At 62.8% G+C, this 13,888-nt stretch carries 12 protein-coding genes; 6 read left to right on the top strand and 6 right to left on the bottom strand.

Annotation, left to right across the window (positions count from 1 at the left end; translation table 11 throughout):
- Positions 1 to 8: 8 nt before the first annotated feature.
- From garD to N5B55_RS20440, 4 genes are read left to right on the top strand one after another with little or no spacing between them, the layout of a single operon-like run.
- A complete protein-coding gene (gene garD, locus N5B55_RS20455) occupies positions 9 to 1,610 on the top strand; it encodes a galactarate dehydratase (protein ID WP_009241832.1) in 1,602 nt (533 codons plus the stop codon).
- A 1-nt stretch (position 1,611) separates the two neighbouring features.
- Positions 1,612 to 2,457: an NAD-dependent epimerase/dehydratase family protein gene (locus N5B55_RS20450; RefSeq protein ID WP_304539868.1), complete on the top strand. Its 846-nt coding sequence runs from the start codon at positions 1,612 to 1,614 to the stop codon at positions 2,455 to 2,457.
- A gap of 4 nt (positions 2,458 to 2,461) precedes the next feature.
- Positions 2,462 to 3,364 carry an SMP-30/gluconolactonase/LRE family protein gene (locus N5B55_RS20445; protein WP_304539867.1) on the top strand — a complete coding sequence of 301 codons (903 nt, stop codon included), beginning with the start codon at positions 2,462 to 2,464 and terminating at the stop codon, positions 3,362 to 3,364.
- A 52-nt stretch (positions 3,365 to 3,416) separates the two neighbouring features.
- Positions 3,417 to 4,718 carry an MFS transporter gene (locus N5B55_RS20440; protein ID WP_065854738.1) on the top strand — a complete coding sequence of 434 codons (1,302 nt, stop codon included), beginning with the start codon at positions 3,417 to 3,419 and terminating at the stop codon, positions 4,716 to 4,718.
- 27 nt (positions 4,719 to 4,745) lie between these two features.
- On the opposite strand, the gene N5B55_RS20435 is transcribed toward N5B55_RS20440, so the two are convergent.
- Positions 4,746 to 5,327 (bottom strand): hypothetical protein, encoded by a 582-nt coding sequence (locus N5B55_RS20435; RefSeq protein WP_304539866.1) that lies wholly within the window; start codon positions 5,325 to 5,327, stop codon positions 4,746 to 4,748.
- 252 nt (positions 5,328 to 5,579) lie between these two features.
- Here N5B55_RS20435 and N5B55_RS20430 point away from each other — a divergent pair, with 252 nt between their 5' ends.
- Both N5B55_RS20430 and N5B55_RS20425 read left to right on the top strand, forming a co-directional pair.
- Complete coding sequence (locus N5B55_RS20430; protein WP_304539865.1) at positions 5,580 to 6,365, top strand: MHYT domain-containing protein; 786 nt, start codon at positions 5,580 to 5,582, stop codon at positions 6,363 to 6,365.
- Between the two features lie 95 nt (positions 6,366 to 6,460).
- Positions 6,461 to 9,199 (top strand): FtsK/SpoIIIE family DNA translocase, encoded by a 2,739-nt coding sequence (locus N5B55_RS20425; RefSeq protein WP_304539864.1) that lies wholly within the window; start codon positions 6,461 to 6,463, stop codon positions 9,197 to 9,199.
- Between the two features lie 130 nt (positions 9,200 to 9,329).
- Here N5B55_RS20425 and N5B55_RS20420 read toward each other — a convergent pair whose 3' ends face one another.
- The 5 genes from N5B55_RS20420 to N5B55_RS20400 all read right to left on the bottom strand — a co-directional run bounded on the left by N5B55_RS20420 (position 9,330) and on the right by N5B55_RS20400 (position 13,876).
- The gene (locus tag N5B55_RS20420; protein WP_304539863.1) at positions 9,330 to 10,043 is read right to left on the bottom strand and encodes a hypothetical protein; all 714 of its coding nucleotides are present in this window, start codon (positions 10,041 to 10,043) and stop codon (positions 9,330 to 9,332) included.
- 30 nt (positions 10,044 to 10,073) lie between these two features.
- Entirely contained in the window at positions 10,074 to 11,021 is a 948-nt protein-coding gene (locus tag N5B55_RS20415) for a hypothetical protein (protein WP_304539862.1), read from the bottom strand.
- On the bottom strand, positions 11,018 to 11,344 hold the full coding sequence (locus tag N5B55_RS20410; RefSeq protein WP_304539861.1) for a hypothetical protein: 327 nt from the start codon (positions 11,342 to 11,344) through the stop codon (positions 11,018 to 11,020). Before N5B55_RS20410 ends, N5B55_RS20415 begins: the two co-directional genes overlap by 4 nt.
- A gap of 278 nt (positions 11,345 to 11,622) precedes the next feature.
- Entirely contained in the window at positions 11,623 to 12,504 is an 882-nt protein-coding gene (locus N5B55_RS20405; protein WP_304539860.1) for an Imm71 family immunity protein, read from the bottom strand.
- Between the two features lie 280 nt (positions 12,505 to 12,784).
- Entirely contained in the window at positions 12,785 to 13,876 is a 1,092-nt protein-coding gene (locus N5B55_RS20400; RefSeq protein ID WP_304539859.1) for a PoNe immunity protein domain-containing protein, read from the bottom strand.
- Positions 13,877 to 13,888 lie beyond the last annotated feature (12 nt).

Raw genomic sequence — 13,888 nt, 5'->3', positions numbered from 1 at the left:
AGTCTGTGATGTCTGAACCGACGCTGGCCCCTGAGGCCGGCAACGCAACTGAAAAGGCGCTTACGATTCGCGTGCACGACGGTGACAACGTCGCCATCGTCGTCAACGCACGCGGCCTGCCCGCCGGCACGGCACTGGCTGATGGCACGGTGCTCGTCGAAGGCGTGCCGCAAGGCCACAAGGTGGCGCTGGTCGACTTGGCCGAAGGTGACGCGATCATTCGCTACAACGAGGTGATCGGTTACGCCGTGAAGCCGCTGCCGCGCGGTAGCTGGGTCAATGAGCACGCCGTGAAGCTGCCGTCCGCCCCCGCGCTGGACGAACTGCCGCTGGCCACGCGCCCGGACCCGAAGCTGGCAAAGCTGGAGGGCTATACCTTCGAGGGCTATCGCAATGCTGATGGCACGGTCGGCACGAAGAACGTGCTCGGCATCATGACCAGCGTGCAGTGCGTGGCGGGCGTGACGGATTACGTCGTGGGCCGCATCAAGCGCGAGCTGTTGCCGCGTTTCCCGAACGTTGATGATGTGGTGGCGCTCAACCACGTGTACGGCTGCGGCGTCGCCATCAACGCGCCCGCCGCCATCGTGCCGATTCGCACGCTGCAGAACCTGGCGCTCAATCCGAACTTTGGCGGCGAGATCATGGTGATCGGCCTGGGCTGCGAAAAGCTTGTGCCCGAACGCCTTGTGCCGGAAAAGCTCGCGCCGGGTGGGCGCATTCCGATCGAAGTGGCCGGCACGGCGGATTCGCCGGTGCTGCGTCTGCAGGACGAAGCCTTTGACGGCTTCATCGGCATGACCGATGCCATCATGGAGATGGCCGAGCGCCGCCTGGAACACCTGAACAAGCGCCAGCGCGAAACCTGTCCGGCATCCGATCTCGTGGTCGGGGTGCAGTGCGGCGGCAGCGATGCGTTTTCGGGCGTGACAGCCAACCCGGCGGTGGGCTTTGCGGCCGACCTGATCGTGCGCGCGGGCGGCACGGTGATGTTTTCGGAAGTGACCGAGGTGCGTGACGCCATTCATCTGCTCACGCCGCGCGCCATTAATGAAGACGTCGGCCGTGCGCTGCTGCGCGAGATGGCCTGGTACGACGATTACTTGAGCGGCGGCCAGACTGACCGCAGTGCCAACCCGTCGCCGGGCAACAAGAAGGGCGGCCTGTCGAACGTGGTGGAAAAGGCGCTTGGATCGATCGTGAAGTCGGGCAGCACGCCCATCGTCGACGTGCTTGGACCGGGCGAAAAAGTGCGTCGCAAGGGCCTGATTTTTGCTGCAACCCCGGCGAGCGATTTCGTGTGTGGCACGTTGCAGCTGGCCTCCGGCATGAACCTGCAGGTCTTCACCACCGGCCGCGGCACGCCGTACGGCCTGGCCATGGCGCCCGTCATCAAGGTGTCCACGCGTAAGGCGCTGTCGGAGCGCTGGCATGACCTGATCGACCTTGACGCCGGTCGCATCGCCACGGGCGAAGCGAGCATTGCCGACATCGGCTGGGAGCTGTTCCACCTGATTCTTGACGTGGCGAGCGGCCGCAAGCAAGTTTGCGCCGACAAGCTGGGTCTGCATAATGCGCTGGCCCTGTTCAACCCCGCCCCGGTAACCTGATATGACCACTGAAGTCCACGTTCAAACCGACCCGCTCGCGGGTGTGACCACGCGTTGCCACCGCCTGCTGCTGACGGGCGCCGGCGGCAACCTCGGCAAGGTGCTGCGCGAGCGTCTGCCCCAATACGCCGATTCTTTGCGGTTGTCTGATATATCAAATCTCGGCGAAGCACGTGCCAATGAAGAGATCGTGCCGTGCGACCTTGCCGACGCGAAAGCCGTCGATGCGCTTGTCGCCGGCACGGATGCGATCGTGCACCTGGGCGGCGTATCGGTCGAGCGGCCGTTCGAAGAAATCCTGCCGGCCAATATCGCAGGCACCTACAACCTGTACGAGGCGGCGCGTCGTCATGGCGTGCGGCGCATCGTGTTTGCCAGCTCGAATCACACGATCGGCTTCTACAAGCAGGGCGAGGTGATCGACAGCGCCGTGCCCACCAAGCCCGATGGCTACTACGGGCTGAGCAAGGTGTTTGGCGAACAGCTCGCCAGCTTCTATTTCGATCGCTATGGCATCGAGACGGTCGCCATCCGCATCGGCTCCTCGTTTGCCGAACCGAAGGACCGCCGTATGCTCGTCACCTGGCTCGGTTACGACGACCTCGAACAGCTCATCCGCCGCGCGCTGTTCGTGCCGAACGTCGGCTTTACCGTGGTCTACGGCATGTCGAACAACCGCGACCGCTGGTGGGACAACCGTCACGCCGCGCACCTCGGCTACACACCGACGGAGACGAGCGAGATCTTCCGCGCCCAGGTCGAAGCACAGCCGCCGCTGCCTGCGGATGATCCGGCTGCGCAGTATCAGGGCGGTGCATTCGTCAAAGCCGGCCCGTTCGGAGACTGACGCAATGCACGTGAATGTAGAGCCGACTGTCGAGCGGATTGGCAGCATGCAATGCGGTGTGGGCGAAAGCCCCATCTGGCATGCCGGTGAACAGGCGCTGTACTGGACGGACATTCCGGGCCGCACGCTGTGGTGCTGGAACTTCTTCTCCGGCCAGACCGACAGTTGGCCACTGCCCGAAATGGCAGGTTGTATTGCCATGGCGCCCAACGGTTGGGCGATGGCGATGGAAACGGGCATCTTTCTCGCACCGCCGCCCAGCGCCGGCATCGAGCTTGGGCCCTTGCAGCGCCTCGCCACGGTGGCGCACCCGCGCCCCGACATGCGTTTCAACGACGGTCGCTGCGATCGCCAAGGCCGGTTTTGGGCTGGCACGATGGTGCTGGACACTGCGCTCGGCCTGCCGCTCGGCAAGCTGTACCGCCTGGATGCGGCGGCCGCTCGCACTGGGCGCGTCGATGCCGTCATCGACAACCTGATCGTCCCGAACGGCCTGGCCTTCAGCCCCGACGGCAAGACGATGTATCTGTCGGATTCGCACGCAAGCCGCCAGACGGTCTGGGCCTTCGATTACGACATCGACACCGGCACGCCGCACAACCGCCGCGTTTTCATCGACATGAACGCACACCCGGGGCGTCCGGATGGCGCTGCCGTGGACGCCGATGGTTGCTACTGGATCTGCGGCAACGATGCTGGCTTCGTGCATCGCTTCACTCCGGATGGCCGCCTTGATCGCAGCATCGCCATTCCCACGTCCAAACCTGCCATGTGCGCGTTCGGCGGGCCTGGGCTGGACACCCTGTTCGTGACGTCGATCCTGATCGGCGACGACCCGCTCTCGGGCGCCACCTTTGCAGTGCGCCCGGGCGTGACCGGATTGCCGGAACCCGTCTTGCACCTCTGAAACCGCAGTACGCCCCTCACACAAGAAGAACCGGGGCTTTAGGAGACAACACATGAAACCCATCAAAGGCTTGCGCTGGTGGATCATCGGCCTCGTGCTGAGTGGCCTGATCATGAACTACCTGGCGCGCAATGCGCTGGCCGTGGCGGCGCCTGAAGTCAACAAGGTGCTGAACATCAGCACGCAGCAGTACGGCTACATCGTCGCGGCATTCCAGGCCGCCTACATGGTGATGCAACCTGTGGCGGGCTATGTGCTCGATGTGCTGGGCACGAAGCTGGGTTTTGCACTGTTTGCGGGGGCGTGGTCGGTGGTCTGCCTGCTGCATAGCACGGCGGGCGGTTGGCTGTCGCTGGCCGCGTTCCGCGCGATGCTGGGGATGACGGAGGCAGCGGGTTTTCCGTCTGCGCTACGGGCGACATCGGAGTGGTTCCCTGCAAAAGAGCGGTCGATTGCAACCGGCTGGTTCAACATCGGGTCGTCCGTGGGCGCGGTGGTGGCGCCGCCACTGGTGGTCTGGTGCATCCTGCACGGCAACTGGCGCTTTGCTTTTGCCGTGATCGGCGGGATGGGGCTCGTGTGGAGCGTGCTGTGGTTCCTGCTGTACCGCGTGCCGGCCAAGCATCACCGCTTATCCGACGAAGAGCGCGAATACATCCGTGCCGGCCAGGAAACGCCGGATGACTACGCGGATGCGCCCAAGCCGTCGTGGGGCAGCATCGTCAGTGGCCGGCGCTTCTGGGGCATCGCCATCCCGCGCTTTCTGTCGGAGCCGGCGTGGCAGACGTTCAATTACTGGATTCCGCTCTACATGGCCACCGAGCGCCATATGAACCTGAAGGAGATCGCGCTGTTTGCGTGGCTACCGTTCCTGGCGGCGGACGTTGGCTGTGTGCTGGGCGGCTATCTGGCGCCGTGGTTCCAGAAGCGGTTCTCGGTATCGCTTGTCACGTCTCGCAAGCTGGTAATGGTGACGGGTTGCCTCTGCATGATCGGCCCGGCCTGCATCGGGTTAGCGACGAGTCCCTACACGGCGATTGCGCTGTTCTGCGTGGGCGGCTTTGCGCACCAGACGCTTTCTGGCGCGCTGTACACGCTCACGTCCGACATGTTCGGCAAGCACGAAGTCGGCACCGCCGTCGGGCTGGCGGGCATGTCGGGCTACATGGGCGGGATGCTTTTCTCGCTCGCGGTGGGCACGCTGGCAACCACCATCGGCTACAACCCGCTGTTCGTCGCGCTGGCCGTGTTCGACATCGTTGCGGCCATCCTCGTGTGGACGATGCTCAACGACAAGCAGGCACGCCCCGTTCCCTTGCAACCCGGCGGAACGGCGGCCAGCACCGCGGCCTGATCGTCGCTATCGCCAACGTCGAGTCGATTACGCGGCCCGCTGAGCAATCTTCGGGTTGAGCTTGGCAGGGCTGAGCGGGTCGAAATCGACCCACTCGCCGTTGCGCCAGCGGCCCGCGGCTTCTTCGACGTCCATGCCGCCTGCACCGGCCAGGATGCGCGCGGCTTCGGCCTCCCGGTCGGGCGTCACGCGCACGGCCAGCAGCACGCCGGAATGGCGCGTACGCAAGGTGGCATCGGGCGGTTGCGCGGGGTTGGGTTCGTCACGTGTGGCGAGCATGGCCCCGGCGAGCGAACCAATATAGGCGCCCACGCCTGCCGCCACCACCGAGAACAGCACGGCCACGTGCAGTGCAATCAGCACGACCACCCCGGCGACGGCGCCAATGGCGGCGCCGATCGCCATTCCCTTGCCGGCGCCCGCATGCGCGTGTGCCGCGCCCGGATCGGCATTGCGGTCGCCACCGATCGGAAACGCCGCGTGCTGGCCGGACGGGTTGACGAAGAAGACGTTCACATCGTCCTCGGGAAAGCGCTGGGCAAACAGCGCACGCGCGGCGTCTTCGGCGCGTTCAAACGTGTCGAAACGGGCTGCAACGATGAGCGACATGGGGCCTCCTGAGAAACGCATTTCCCATAGCGCAAGCAAGCGGGGGGCCCGCGCCCAAAGTGGACCCCAAGTTACCTAGATCAGGTGATTGGCTGGGCAACCACCCATCGCCATACTTGCCTCCCAAGGCCCGGTCGAGGCCAATTTCCAGCCACACGATAACGAAAACGCGGTTGCCGAGACATCGGGGCAGCCGGCCGATACCGCCCGGCAATCCGGCGGTCTTTTGGTATTCCAACGGGAGGGTGTGTCATGTTCAACAGCTTTTCTGCGGTGCCGGGCGCAGTTGTGCCCTATGCATACGACTGGTTCCTGGTGGGGCTGTCGTATCTCATCTCGGTCGCGGGCGCGTATGTGGGCTTGCGATGGTCAAGACGCGTGCGCAACAAGAACGGCACCGTCGACATGGACCGGCTGATCTGCGCCAGCGTTGCGCTCGGGGGCGGGGCGGTGTGGTCGATGCACTTCATCGGCATGGCGGCCTACCGCACACCCGTTCGGATCGAGTTCGATCTTTTCATGACCATGGCGTCGCTGCTCGTGGTGATGGTGTTTGCCGCCGGCGGCCTCGTCATTGCATCGCGCACCACGGGCAACCGCCTGCGCAACATTGCCGAGGGTGGCGTGCTCACCGGCCTCGGCGTGGCGGTGATGCACTACACCGGCATGGCTGCCGTGCACACCAACAGCAACTTCGACTGGGACGTCTCCATCATCGGCGTCTCGGCGTTGATCGCGGTGGTGGTGTCGATGGTTGCGCTGTGGCTGGCGACGACCGTCAAGACACGCGGCCAGCAGTTCGGGGCAGCGCTCATCATGGGCGTGGCTGTCTGCGGCATGCACTACACGGGCATGACGGCCGGCACGATGATCTGTACGGGGCAGAGCTATTCGCCATCGCTGTTCGCCATTGAAGGCGGCAACATCGGCTATGCCGTGTTCGCGCTGGCCGCCACCATCCTGATGATCATCCTGCTGATCGAGGCGTCGCGCAGCGCCAGCAGCGCACGCACCACCGCATCGGGCACGCTGCGCTGAAACGCGTTGCCTGAACGCCCGGTCGCGTATTTTTCGGTCGGGCGATTCTCATGGCAGTGGCGCGCCCCGCTACAATCGCGGCCTGGCATTTGTAGATGGCGTTTGAAATGGTGCTTGGCTGGTTTGGCATTTCCTCCGTATGGCTGCTGCCGCTGGTGTGGCGGTATGTGACGCGCGCGCTGGCGGGGGAGCGAGACTTCCTCAAAGGCCGGGGTACCGTGCGGCTCTGGCTGGTGACGCTCGTCGCGCTGAGCGCCAGCGCCGCGCTAGAAGCCCTGACTTCTGGCGCCGACCCGCAGGACAAGGCCGGCGGTGCTGCCGGCCGCGCATTGTCGTCGCTGTTTTCACACATGCTGGGCTGGACTGGCGCGTTCCTCCTGATGCTCGGGGTGCTCATCTGGGTCGCCCCAATGGTGTTCGGGCGATCATGGAGCCAGGTGTTCAGCCGCCGCCGCAGTGTGCATACCGAGACGTCTGCCGAGCCAGAAACCCGCCACGACGAACCCGTTGACGATGGCTTGAAGCCGACCGCGCTCGGCCTTGGCGGAGCAGGGGAGGCGCATTGGAGTGGTAACACTGGGGCCGCGCAGCCAGCCGTGCGACACCGTGGCATCGAAGCCGTTTCTGCACGCCGCCAGCCCGCATGGCAGCCGCCCCCGCGCACGCGCCCCTCACCGCCGCAACCGGGCGAGATCTGGCCGCTGCTCGACGCAAAGAAGGGCGCGCCGACGGACGCACCCCCAACCGTGAAGACGCCGCCCTTGGCGCCGCCCACTCCGCCGCAGACGCCCCCGCCGCGCCCAAAACCGCGCGCCACCATCGTCAGCAGCCCGTTCCATCAACCGCAACTGGGTCTGCAGACGCAGGCTCCCGTGCCAGTCCCGGCGGCCCCTGCGCCGCAGGCCATGCCCGCTGCGGAGCCGGTTGTCCTGACCGAGCCGACGGTGTCTGAGTTGCCGGAGGCGAAAGCCGCCGCCGCAGAAACTCCACCCGTCGACCTGGATGCCGTACGCCAGGAAGCCGAGGCGCTCCTGGCCGAACTGCGCGGCCTGATGTCGCCCGCCGTAACGACGCTTGCCCCGGAGGTTGACGAGCCGATCGCTCAAGCAGAAGCCGAAGCCGAAGCCGAAGCCGAAGCCGCACCGATTGTCGAAGCAATGCCCGAGGTGGAAGCGCTACCCGCAGCACCGGCCATCGAGCCGGCCGGGCAGCCGGAAATCGCGCCTGCCGTGCCTGCGCCCAAGCCGCGCATCGTCTTGCCGGCCGTGGTAGGAGAGGTGGTGTCACGCGCCGCAGCGCCTGCGCCTGGGCCCGCTCCGGCGACCGCACCCGCAGTACCACGCATCGTGGACTATCGCCTGCCGGGCGCCGCATTGCTGACCGCTGCAACCCCCAGCGCGGAAGCCGTCTCCGCCGAGAACCTGGAAGAGACCAGCAACCTGATCGCCCAGCGTCTGGCGGAGTTCAAGGTGCCGGTGACGGTCGTTGGTGCGTCGGCCGGGCCGGTCATCACGCGGTTCGAGGTTGACCCCGCGATTGGCGTGCGCGGCGCACAGGTGGTCGGGCTGATGAAAGACCTGGCGCGTGCGCTGGGCGTGACCTCCATCCGGGTCGTCGAGACCATCCCCGGCAAGACATGCATGGGGCTGGAGCTGCCCAACGCCCGCCGCGAAATGATCCGCCTGTCGGAAGTCGTGAACGCGGCGGATTTCCAGTCGCACGGGTCGCACCTCGTGCTGGCCATGGGCAAGGACATCACCGGCAACCCCGTGGTGACGGATCTCGCACGCGCCCCGCACCTGCTGGTGGCCGGCACGACGGGCTCCGGCAAGTCGGTGGCCGTCAACGCGATGATCCTGTCGATGCTGTACAAGGCCACGCCCGACGACGTGCGCATGATCATGATCGACCCGAAGATGCTGGAACTCTCTGTGTACGAGGGCATTCCGCATCTGCTCGCGCCGGTGGTCACGGATATGAAGCAGGCCGCGCACGCGCTGAACTGGTGCGTGGGCGAGATGGAAAAGCGCTACCGTCTGATGTCTGCATTGGGCGTGCGCAACCTGGCCGGCTACAACCAGAAGATCCGCGCAGCGGAGCAGGCCGGCCGCAAGGTGCCGAATCCGTTCTCGCTCACGCCCGATGCGCCCGAGCCGCTGTCAACGCTGCCGCTGATCGTGGTCGTCATCGACGAACTGGCCGACCTGATGATGGTGGCCGGCAAGAAAATCGAAGAGCTGATCGCGCGCCTTGCGCAAAAGGCTCGTGCCGCTGGCATCCATCTGATTCTGGCGACGCAGCGCCCGTCGGTGGACGTCATCACCGGTCTGATCAAGGCGAACATTCCGACGCGCGTGGCGTTCCAGGTGTCCTCCAAGATCGACTCGCGCACGATTCTTGACCAGATGGGCGCCGAATCGCTGCTCGGCCAGGGCGACATGCTGTTCCTGCCGCCGGGCACCGGGTATCCGCAGCGCGTGCACGGCGCGTTCGTCGCCGATGAGGAAGTGCATCGCGTAGTCGAACACTGGAAGCAGTTTGGCGAGCCCGAATACGACGAAGCCATCCTCGCCGGTGATCCGGGTGAGGCTGCCGCGAGCGGCGATTTGTTCGGTGGCGAAAGCGGCGATGCAGAAGCCGATCCGCTCTACGACGAGGCCGCGGCGTTTGTGCTCAACACGCGCCGCGCGTCGATTTCCTCCGTGCAGCGGCAACTGCGCATTGGTTACAACCGTGCCGCGCGGCTCATCGAACAGATGGAAGCGGCGGGGCTGGTGTCGCCGATGGGGCGGAATGGGCAGCGTGAGGTGTTGGCGCCAGGAGGTGGGGAGTGAGTCGCGCTTGCCGGCCACTCCTGGCAGGCACGGCGCGGCTCCTGCATTGCGTTTTCCCGGTGGTCTGAAAACGATGGGCGACTGAGGCTCACACAGAACCGCAGTCGTACCTCAATCTCCAGGGACAAACTCAGCGTTCGGCTGCGACCATCAACGATTGCAGCCACTGCCCAAGCTGCGCCTCGCCTTCCTCATCCAACTGCCCCGACAACACGCCATACCACTGAGCGACCGCCCCGGCCGGCATGTTTGCCTTGAGAACGGGCAGGCTGTTTTCCAGAAAGCTCGGGAAAAACGGAATGCCGCGCACGTACAGGAAATGCGAATCCGTGATGCGCACGCGCGCGTAGACATCGCGCAGCCAATCCAGATACGGCAATGCCTCGGCCATGTGACCGCTCTGCGTGAGCGACGAGATGAACTGCGTGCGAGCCGTGACGCTGGACATCTCGTGCGTCTGCTCGTTGATCTCGTCGAACTTCATCAACCACGCCTCGCCGCGTTTCAGTTCGCCGCACATGACGGACGTCGTCGCAAGCTGCAGTGCGTTGTGTGCGCTGCGTTCCTGTTCGAACAACGCAAGCCAGTAAGGAAAGGCCTCGGGATAGCGGCGCATGTCCGAATAGGCAAGCGCGCATAGGCGGTTGGCGTCGGCGTGGCGATCGGCGTACGGCGCAGCAGCGGAGATGGCAGCTTCGTGCTGGCCTTGCTGGTAGGCCTGCAGGGCGAGGGCGAGTTCTGGGGCGATGTCGGGGGATGTGTCGCTCTCGTCCTTCGGCGTGTGGTGCGTGTTGGTAGTCTTATCGTTGGAGATGCGTCCGAACAGTTCTCTTAGAAAGCCCATGGCGTTGGGTCCTGGGACTTGATAGCAGGATTAGAGTTTCGGCTCGCTCTGATCAGCATCCCACTGCCAGATGGTGCTGCCGTAATCGGATGCGATGGTTGGCATTACCTCGCCTTGCTGAAAGTACCGGCGTGAATTGGTGGCAGCAGGCGTGAACCACCAGCCGCTACGTGGGCATGCGTCGCCACTAGGTGCACGTCCAGCCGGTCGGTAGCGACTCTGGGGAAGAAGATCGGCGAGACCGTCGGCGACGGTTGAGCCCGACACTCGGCGCACGCGTGTCCAGAGTGCAGGGGCTTCCGAGATATTTTGCTGGCCGTTGTAGCCAATCAAGGCTGTCGGGGCATCATCGCCGGCGCACAGAAACTGGGCGCTGGAGTCATCGACGTCCGGCAGGTAGATGCCGGATTCGGTAACGATTTTACCGGTGTGGGCCTGAAGCGAAGTATCGAGTTGATAGCTTGGCCAAGCGGTTGGTGCGTCCAGCGGACCTCGAGCACTGACGCTGTAGCCTGAGGTCAGGCTCGACGTGTTCCATCCGCTACGGACAGTGTGACTGATGTTAGACGCGTACTGATTTGCTTGATACAACAATTCTTCATAGCGAGATGCAGCATCCGGCTGCACTTCATCGAACCAATCTGTCGAAAAATCTCGCTGCCCTCTGATGTCACTCGTTACGGCATCCGCAGCAAGCAATGCTTCATAGTCCTGATGCGTTAGCCGGATGAAGCTATCGTCAAGCATCAATGCTGTCTGGCGGAAGTTCGGCAGTACGCGCTGGCCCCATACGATGTCCGGCTGCAGATGCTGCGGGCGGCTCCGATAGTCGGGAGGTAGCTTGGTCATGGAGCGTGCCATGCAGTCCTCCACATGGTCGACCATCGCGTGCCAGGCATCGCGCATTGCGCCGAAGTACTCGACAGAGGTGTAGCGTTCAAGCAGGTAGATCTCCTGCGGATAAAGCGGCGTGCTCATTTGGAATTTCGCATCGGGTGATTCGGCGGCAGATTGTTCAGATTCATACTGTTCGTCAGTTTGGGCAAGCCGAGGAATTCGTCATTTTCACCGGGGAAATCTGTGTAACCCGAGTTCGTCGGTTGCCGCTTGCCAAGGGACTCTGGCTGCAAATGCGTCGGGTCCAGAACGAGCTGATTGGCACCGCCTTCCAGCACGTAAGGGTGACCTTTTAGTGACTGGCTTGCAGCAGGACCTTCCCATACATTGAGGCCTGCTCCGGGCGGTACGGTATAAGTCACGTACACCAAGACGCGGGAGGAAGTCGTGCGTTGGTGCGACATGCGATGCGACCTACGACGGCCAAGTAGAGAAGCCAGAACATGGAACAAATCTTCTCAGCAATTCGATGCGGAAGAGGGCGTTTGGGAGTTCTTTGCTTTACAGCTTGGGTTCTGGCTTCGCTTGCCCTTTATCCCATTACCAAAATTTCTCCGGCTTGGAGTGTGACGCTGGCTTGCAGGTCATTTTCGGCCAGCCAGCGGCCCGCCTGGGGTGCTGGTTGCCCGCTTTCAGCGCAGATGAGCGGGTCGGGTGTAGCAGACACAGTAGAAGAAACCTCTTATTGTGCTGACTCTGGCTTCAGGAAGACGTAATCCCGCTCCTCGTTGGGGATGGTGCCATCCTCGTAGCGGGTATCGCGCCAAAGAAGGCGCCACGTGGTCGGCAAACCGCGTTCTTCTGCGTAGGCGGCCATGTTGGGGGCATTTGAGCCGCCGTGCAGATAGCTCATTGTGCCGACGATGGGAAACGACCCTTTGGGCTGTTCGTCGTTTCGGAACAAGCTGAACAATTTGGGCTTGGGGGCATCGACGGGTTCCCAAATACCCGAATAGGGCGTCATCTTTCCGCTGTAGACCAGCACGTCCTCTTTGGGGTCCGGCACATCAGGCAGGGGATTCGGAAACACCATCTGATTGAGTTTCGCCCTGAGGTAATCGTTGCAGAATGTGTGGGTTTCCGTATCGAGATAGCGAGGCTCAAGAATGTCGGGGGCGCACTCGCCCCAAGCCGCACACAGGTTCACGAATGTTTGATGAAACTGAGTCCAGCCAGGGGTATTGCTTTCATCGCGTTGCAGTGTTTCCCCGTCCTCCATGCGGAATAGCATCTTCTCCCAATACGTGGGTAAACGGTCGGCCATGGCCAGCTCGCCATTAGCATCAAATTTAAAGATGCGTTTGTCGCCTTTCTTGAGGCGAAGCACCGCCTCTTCGCAATGCGCTAAGCCGTTGAGAATGAGTCTGTAATCTGCAGCAGGCCCCGTCGGTTCTGTGGCCCGTCGGGCACACTCTTCTGTCGCTTGAGCCCAAGCCTGATAGAAACCGAAGATACGGTTCCATGCTGTAAATGAACTGATCTGCTTGAGCCAGTAGAAGATCTGCTTGCGCTCGTGCTCAGTCGGCAGCGTAACGCCGCCTTGCGTGACTTGGTTCGTGCTCATGTCCGAATAGGCGAGCGCGCATAGCGGTTGGCGTCCGTGTGGCGATCGGCGTAGGGTACAGCGGCGACGATGGCTGCTTCGTGCCTGCGTTGTTGGTAGGCCTGCAGGGCGGGGGCGCGTTCTGGGGCGATTTCGGGCGAGGTGTCGTCGGCTTTCGGCGATGGAGGCGGGTTGCCGACCTGGTCGTTGGTGTGTCGACCGAATAGTTTTTTCCGTAGACCCATGGTGTTTTGTCGCTTGCGCCGAACCGTCTAGCGATGGTCATATTCGACGCGCCGAATCAATGCTGGCCAGATTGGTCGATATCCCACTGCCAGATCGTTGCGCCGTAGCTGCTCCCCTCAAACGAGGGCATGACTTCGCCCGCCTTGAAATGCCGGCGGCTATTGGCTTTTGCCGGCGTCAACCACCAACCTGCTTGCGGACAAGGCTCACCCGCTTCGCATCGCAGACGGCTAAGAGGGTAGCCATCTAGGCCTAGTGGTGTGTTGAAATCGCTGGTGACTCGATCTTCTTCGCGCAGCTTCCTGCCATAGGCCACGAGGTCTTTTGGATAGACCATGTGGTCGATGGTGCTGTCGTCGAGTCCCAGTAGGAAGCAGGTAGCGCCGGCCTCGAAAGCCCAATAGCCGTAGTAGAACGCCATGTCCTCCTGGATCTTCTTGTGCGCGTCGTACCAGCGGGCGCCGTCTTGATATCGATACCATTGTTTCAGGTAGGACTGAACGTGTGGAATCGCGGCCTCGTGGCTTTCCTGGAAGTAGGCCTCGATCAGCGTTGCATAAGGCTTATCAAATAGGACTTCTTCCATGTCCTCCTGAGGGTCGTTGACGTAATCGAGGATGAGCTGCTCGTATAGCGCATCCAGATAGCGGTTGCTGTACATGGCGGCAATGATCCGTTTAATGGACCGACCATCGCGGATCATGATGGCAATGCTGATCAGCTGCAGCGCGTTCTCGTATTCGATCTGGTTGTTGAAGTCGACTGCGCAGACTCTCAGATCAGTGTCTCCCTCCTCCTTGTACTTCTCTTTGAGGTAAAGGCGAAAAGGAACATTCAACTCATTCCAGTGAACGAATTCATCCACGACCGTGGAGAAGCTTTGCGCCAGCGTGTCAAGATCTTCGCCTGCTGTGTATTCCGTCATCCATAGCCAGAACGTGTTTGAGTAGACCCCCTGCTGGGCTGCGACGCGGTAGTAAGGGTCGAGATCTCGATGGCGCACGCTGTGGCTGCGTACCTTAATGCTCTCCTCCAACTCCGCGCGAACATTCTTGTACAAGGCGCCGTATAGGAACTGCTGACGTCGCTTTGCGTGGAGGTCATCCCCGTCATTAGGAAGAAGGGAAGGAGTGTTCTGTTTTGCCATTGATATACGTCA

The sequence above is a fragment of the Ralstonia pickettii genome (assembly GCF_030582395.1).
Classification (GTDB): Bacteria; Pseudomonadota; Gammaproteobacteria; order Burkholderiales; family Burkholderiaceae; genus Ralstonia; species Ralstonia pickettii_D.
Note: the sequence above shows the minus strand (reverse complement) of the source record. Positions and strands in the feature narration are given on the sequence as shown.

Excerpts from the sequence above, each read along its gene's own strand:
- N5B55_RS20440 (WP_065854738.1), top strand. The coding sequence starts at position 3,417 with ATGAAACCCATCAAAGGCTTGCGCTGGTGGATCATCGGCCTCGTGCTG.
- N5B55_RS20410 (WP_304539861.1), bottom strand. The coding sequence starts at position 11,344 with ATGTCGCACCAACGCACGACTTCCTCCCGCGTCTTGGTGTACGTGACT.
- N5B55_RS20420 (WP_304539863.1), bottom strand. The coding sequence starts at position 10,043 with ATGGGCTTTCTAAGAGAACTGTTCGGACGCATCTCCAACGATAAGACT.
- N5B55_RS20430 (WP_304539865.1), top strand. The coding sequence starts at position 5,580 with ATGTTCAACAGCTTTTCTGCGGTGCCGGGCGCAGTTGTGCCCTATGCA.
- N5B55_RS20445 (WP_304539867.1), top strand. The coding sequence starts at position 2,462 with ATGCACGTGAATGTAGAGCCGACTGTCGAGCGGATTGGCAGCATGCAA.
- N5B55_RS20425 (WP_304539864.1), top strand. The coding sequence starts at position 6,461 with ATGGCGTTTGAAATGGTGCTTGGCTGGTTTGGCATTTCCTCCGTATGG.
- N5B55_RS20435 (WP_304539866.1), bottom strand. The coding sequence starts at position 5,327 with ATGTCGCTCATCGTTGCAGCCCGTTTCGACACGTTTGAACGCGCCGAA.
- N5B55_RS20450 (WP_304539868.1), top strand. The coding sequence starts at position 1,612 with ATGACCACTGAAGTCCACGTTCAAACCGACCCGCTCGCGGGTGTGACC.
- N5B55_RS20405 (WP_304539860.1), bottom strand. The coding sequence starts at position 12,504 with ATGAGCACGAACCAAGTCACGCAAGGCGGCGTTACGCTGCCGACTGAG.
- garD (WP_009241832.1), top strand. The coding sequence starts at position 9 with ATGTCTGAACCGACGCTGGCCCCTGAGGCCGGCAACGCAACTGAAAAG.
- N5B55_RS20400 (WP_304539859.1), bottom strand. The coding sequence starts at position 13,876 with ATGGCAAAACAGAACACTCCTTCCCTTCTTCCTAATGACGGGGATGAC.
- N5B55_RS20415 (WP_304539862.1), bottom strand. The coding sequence starts at position 11,021 with ATGAGCACGCCGCTTTATCCGCAGGAGATCTACCTGCTTGAACGCTAC.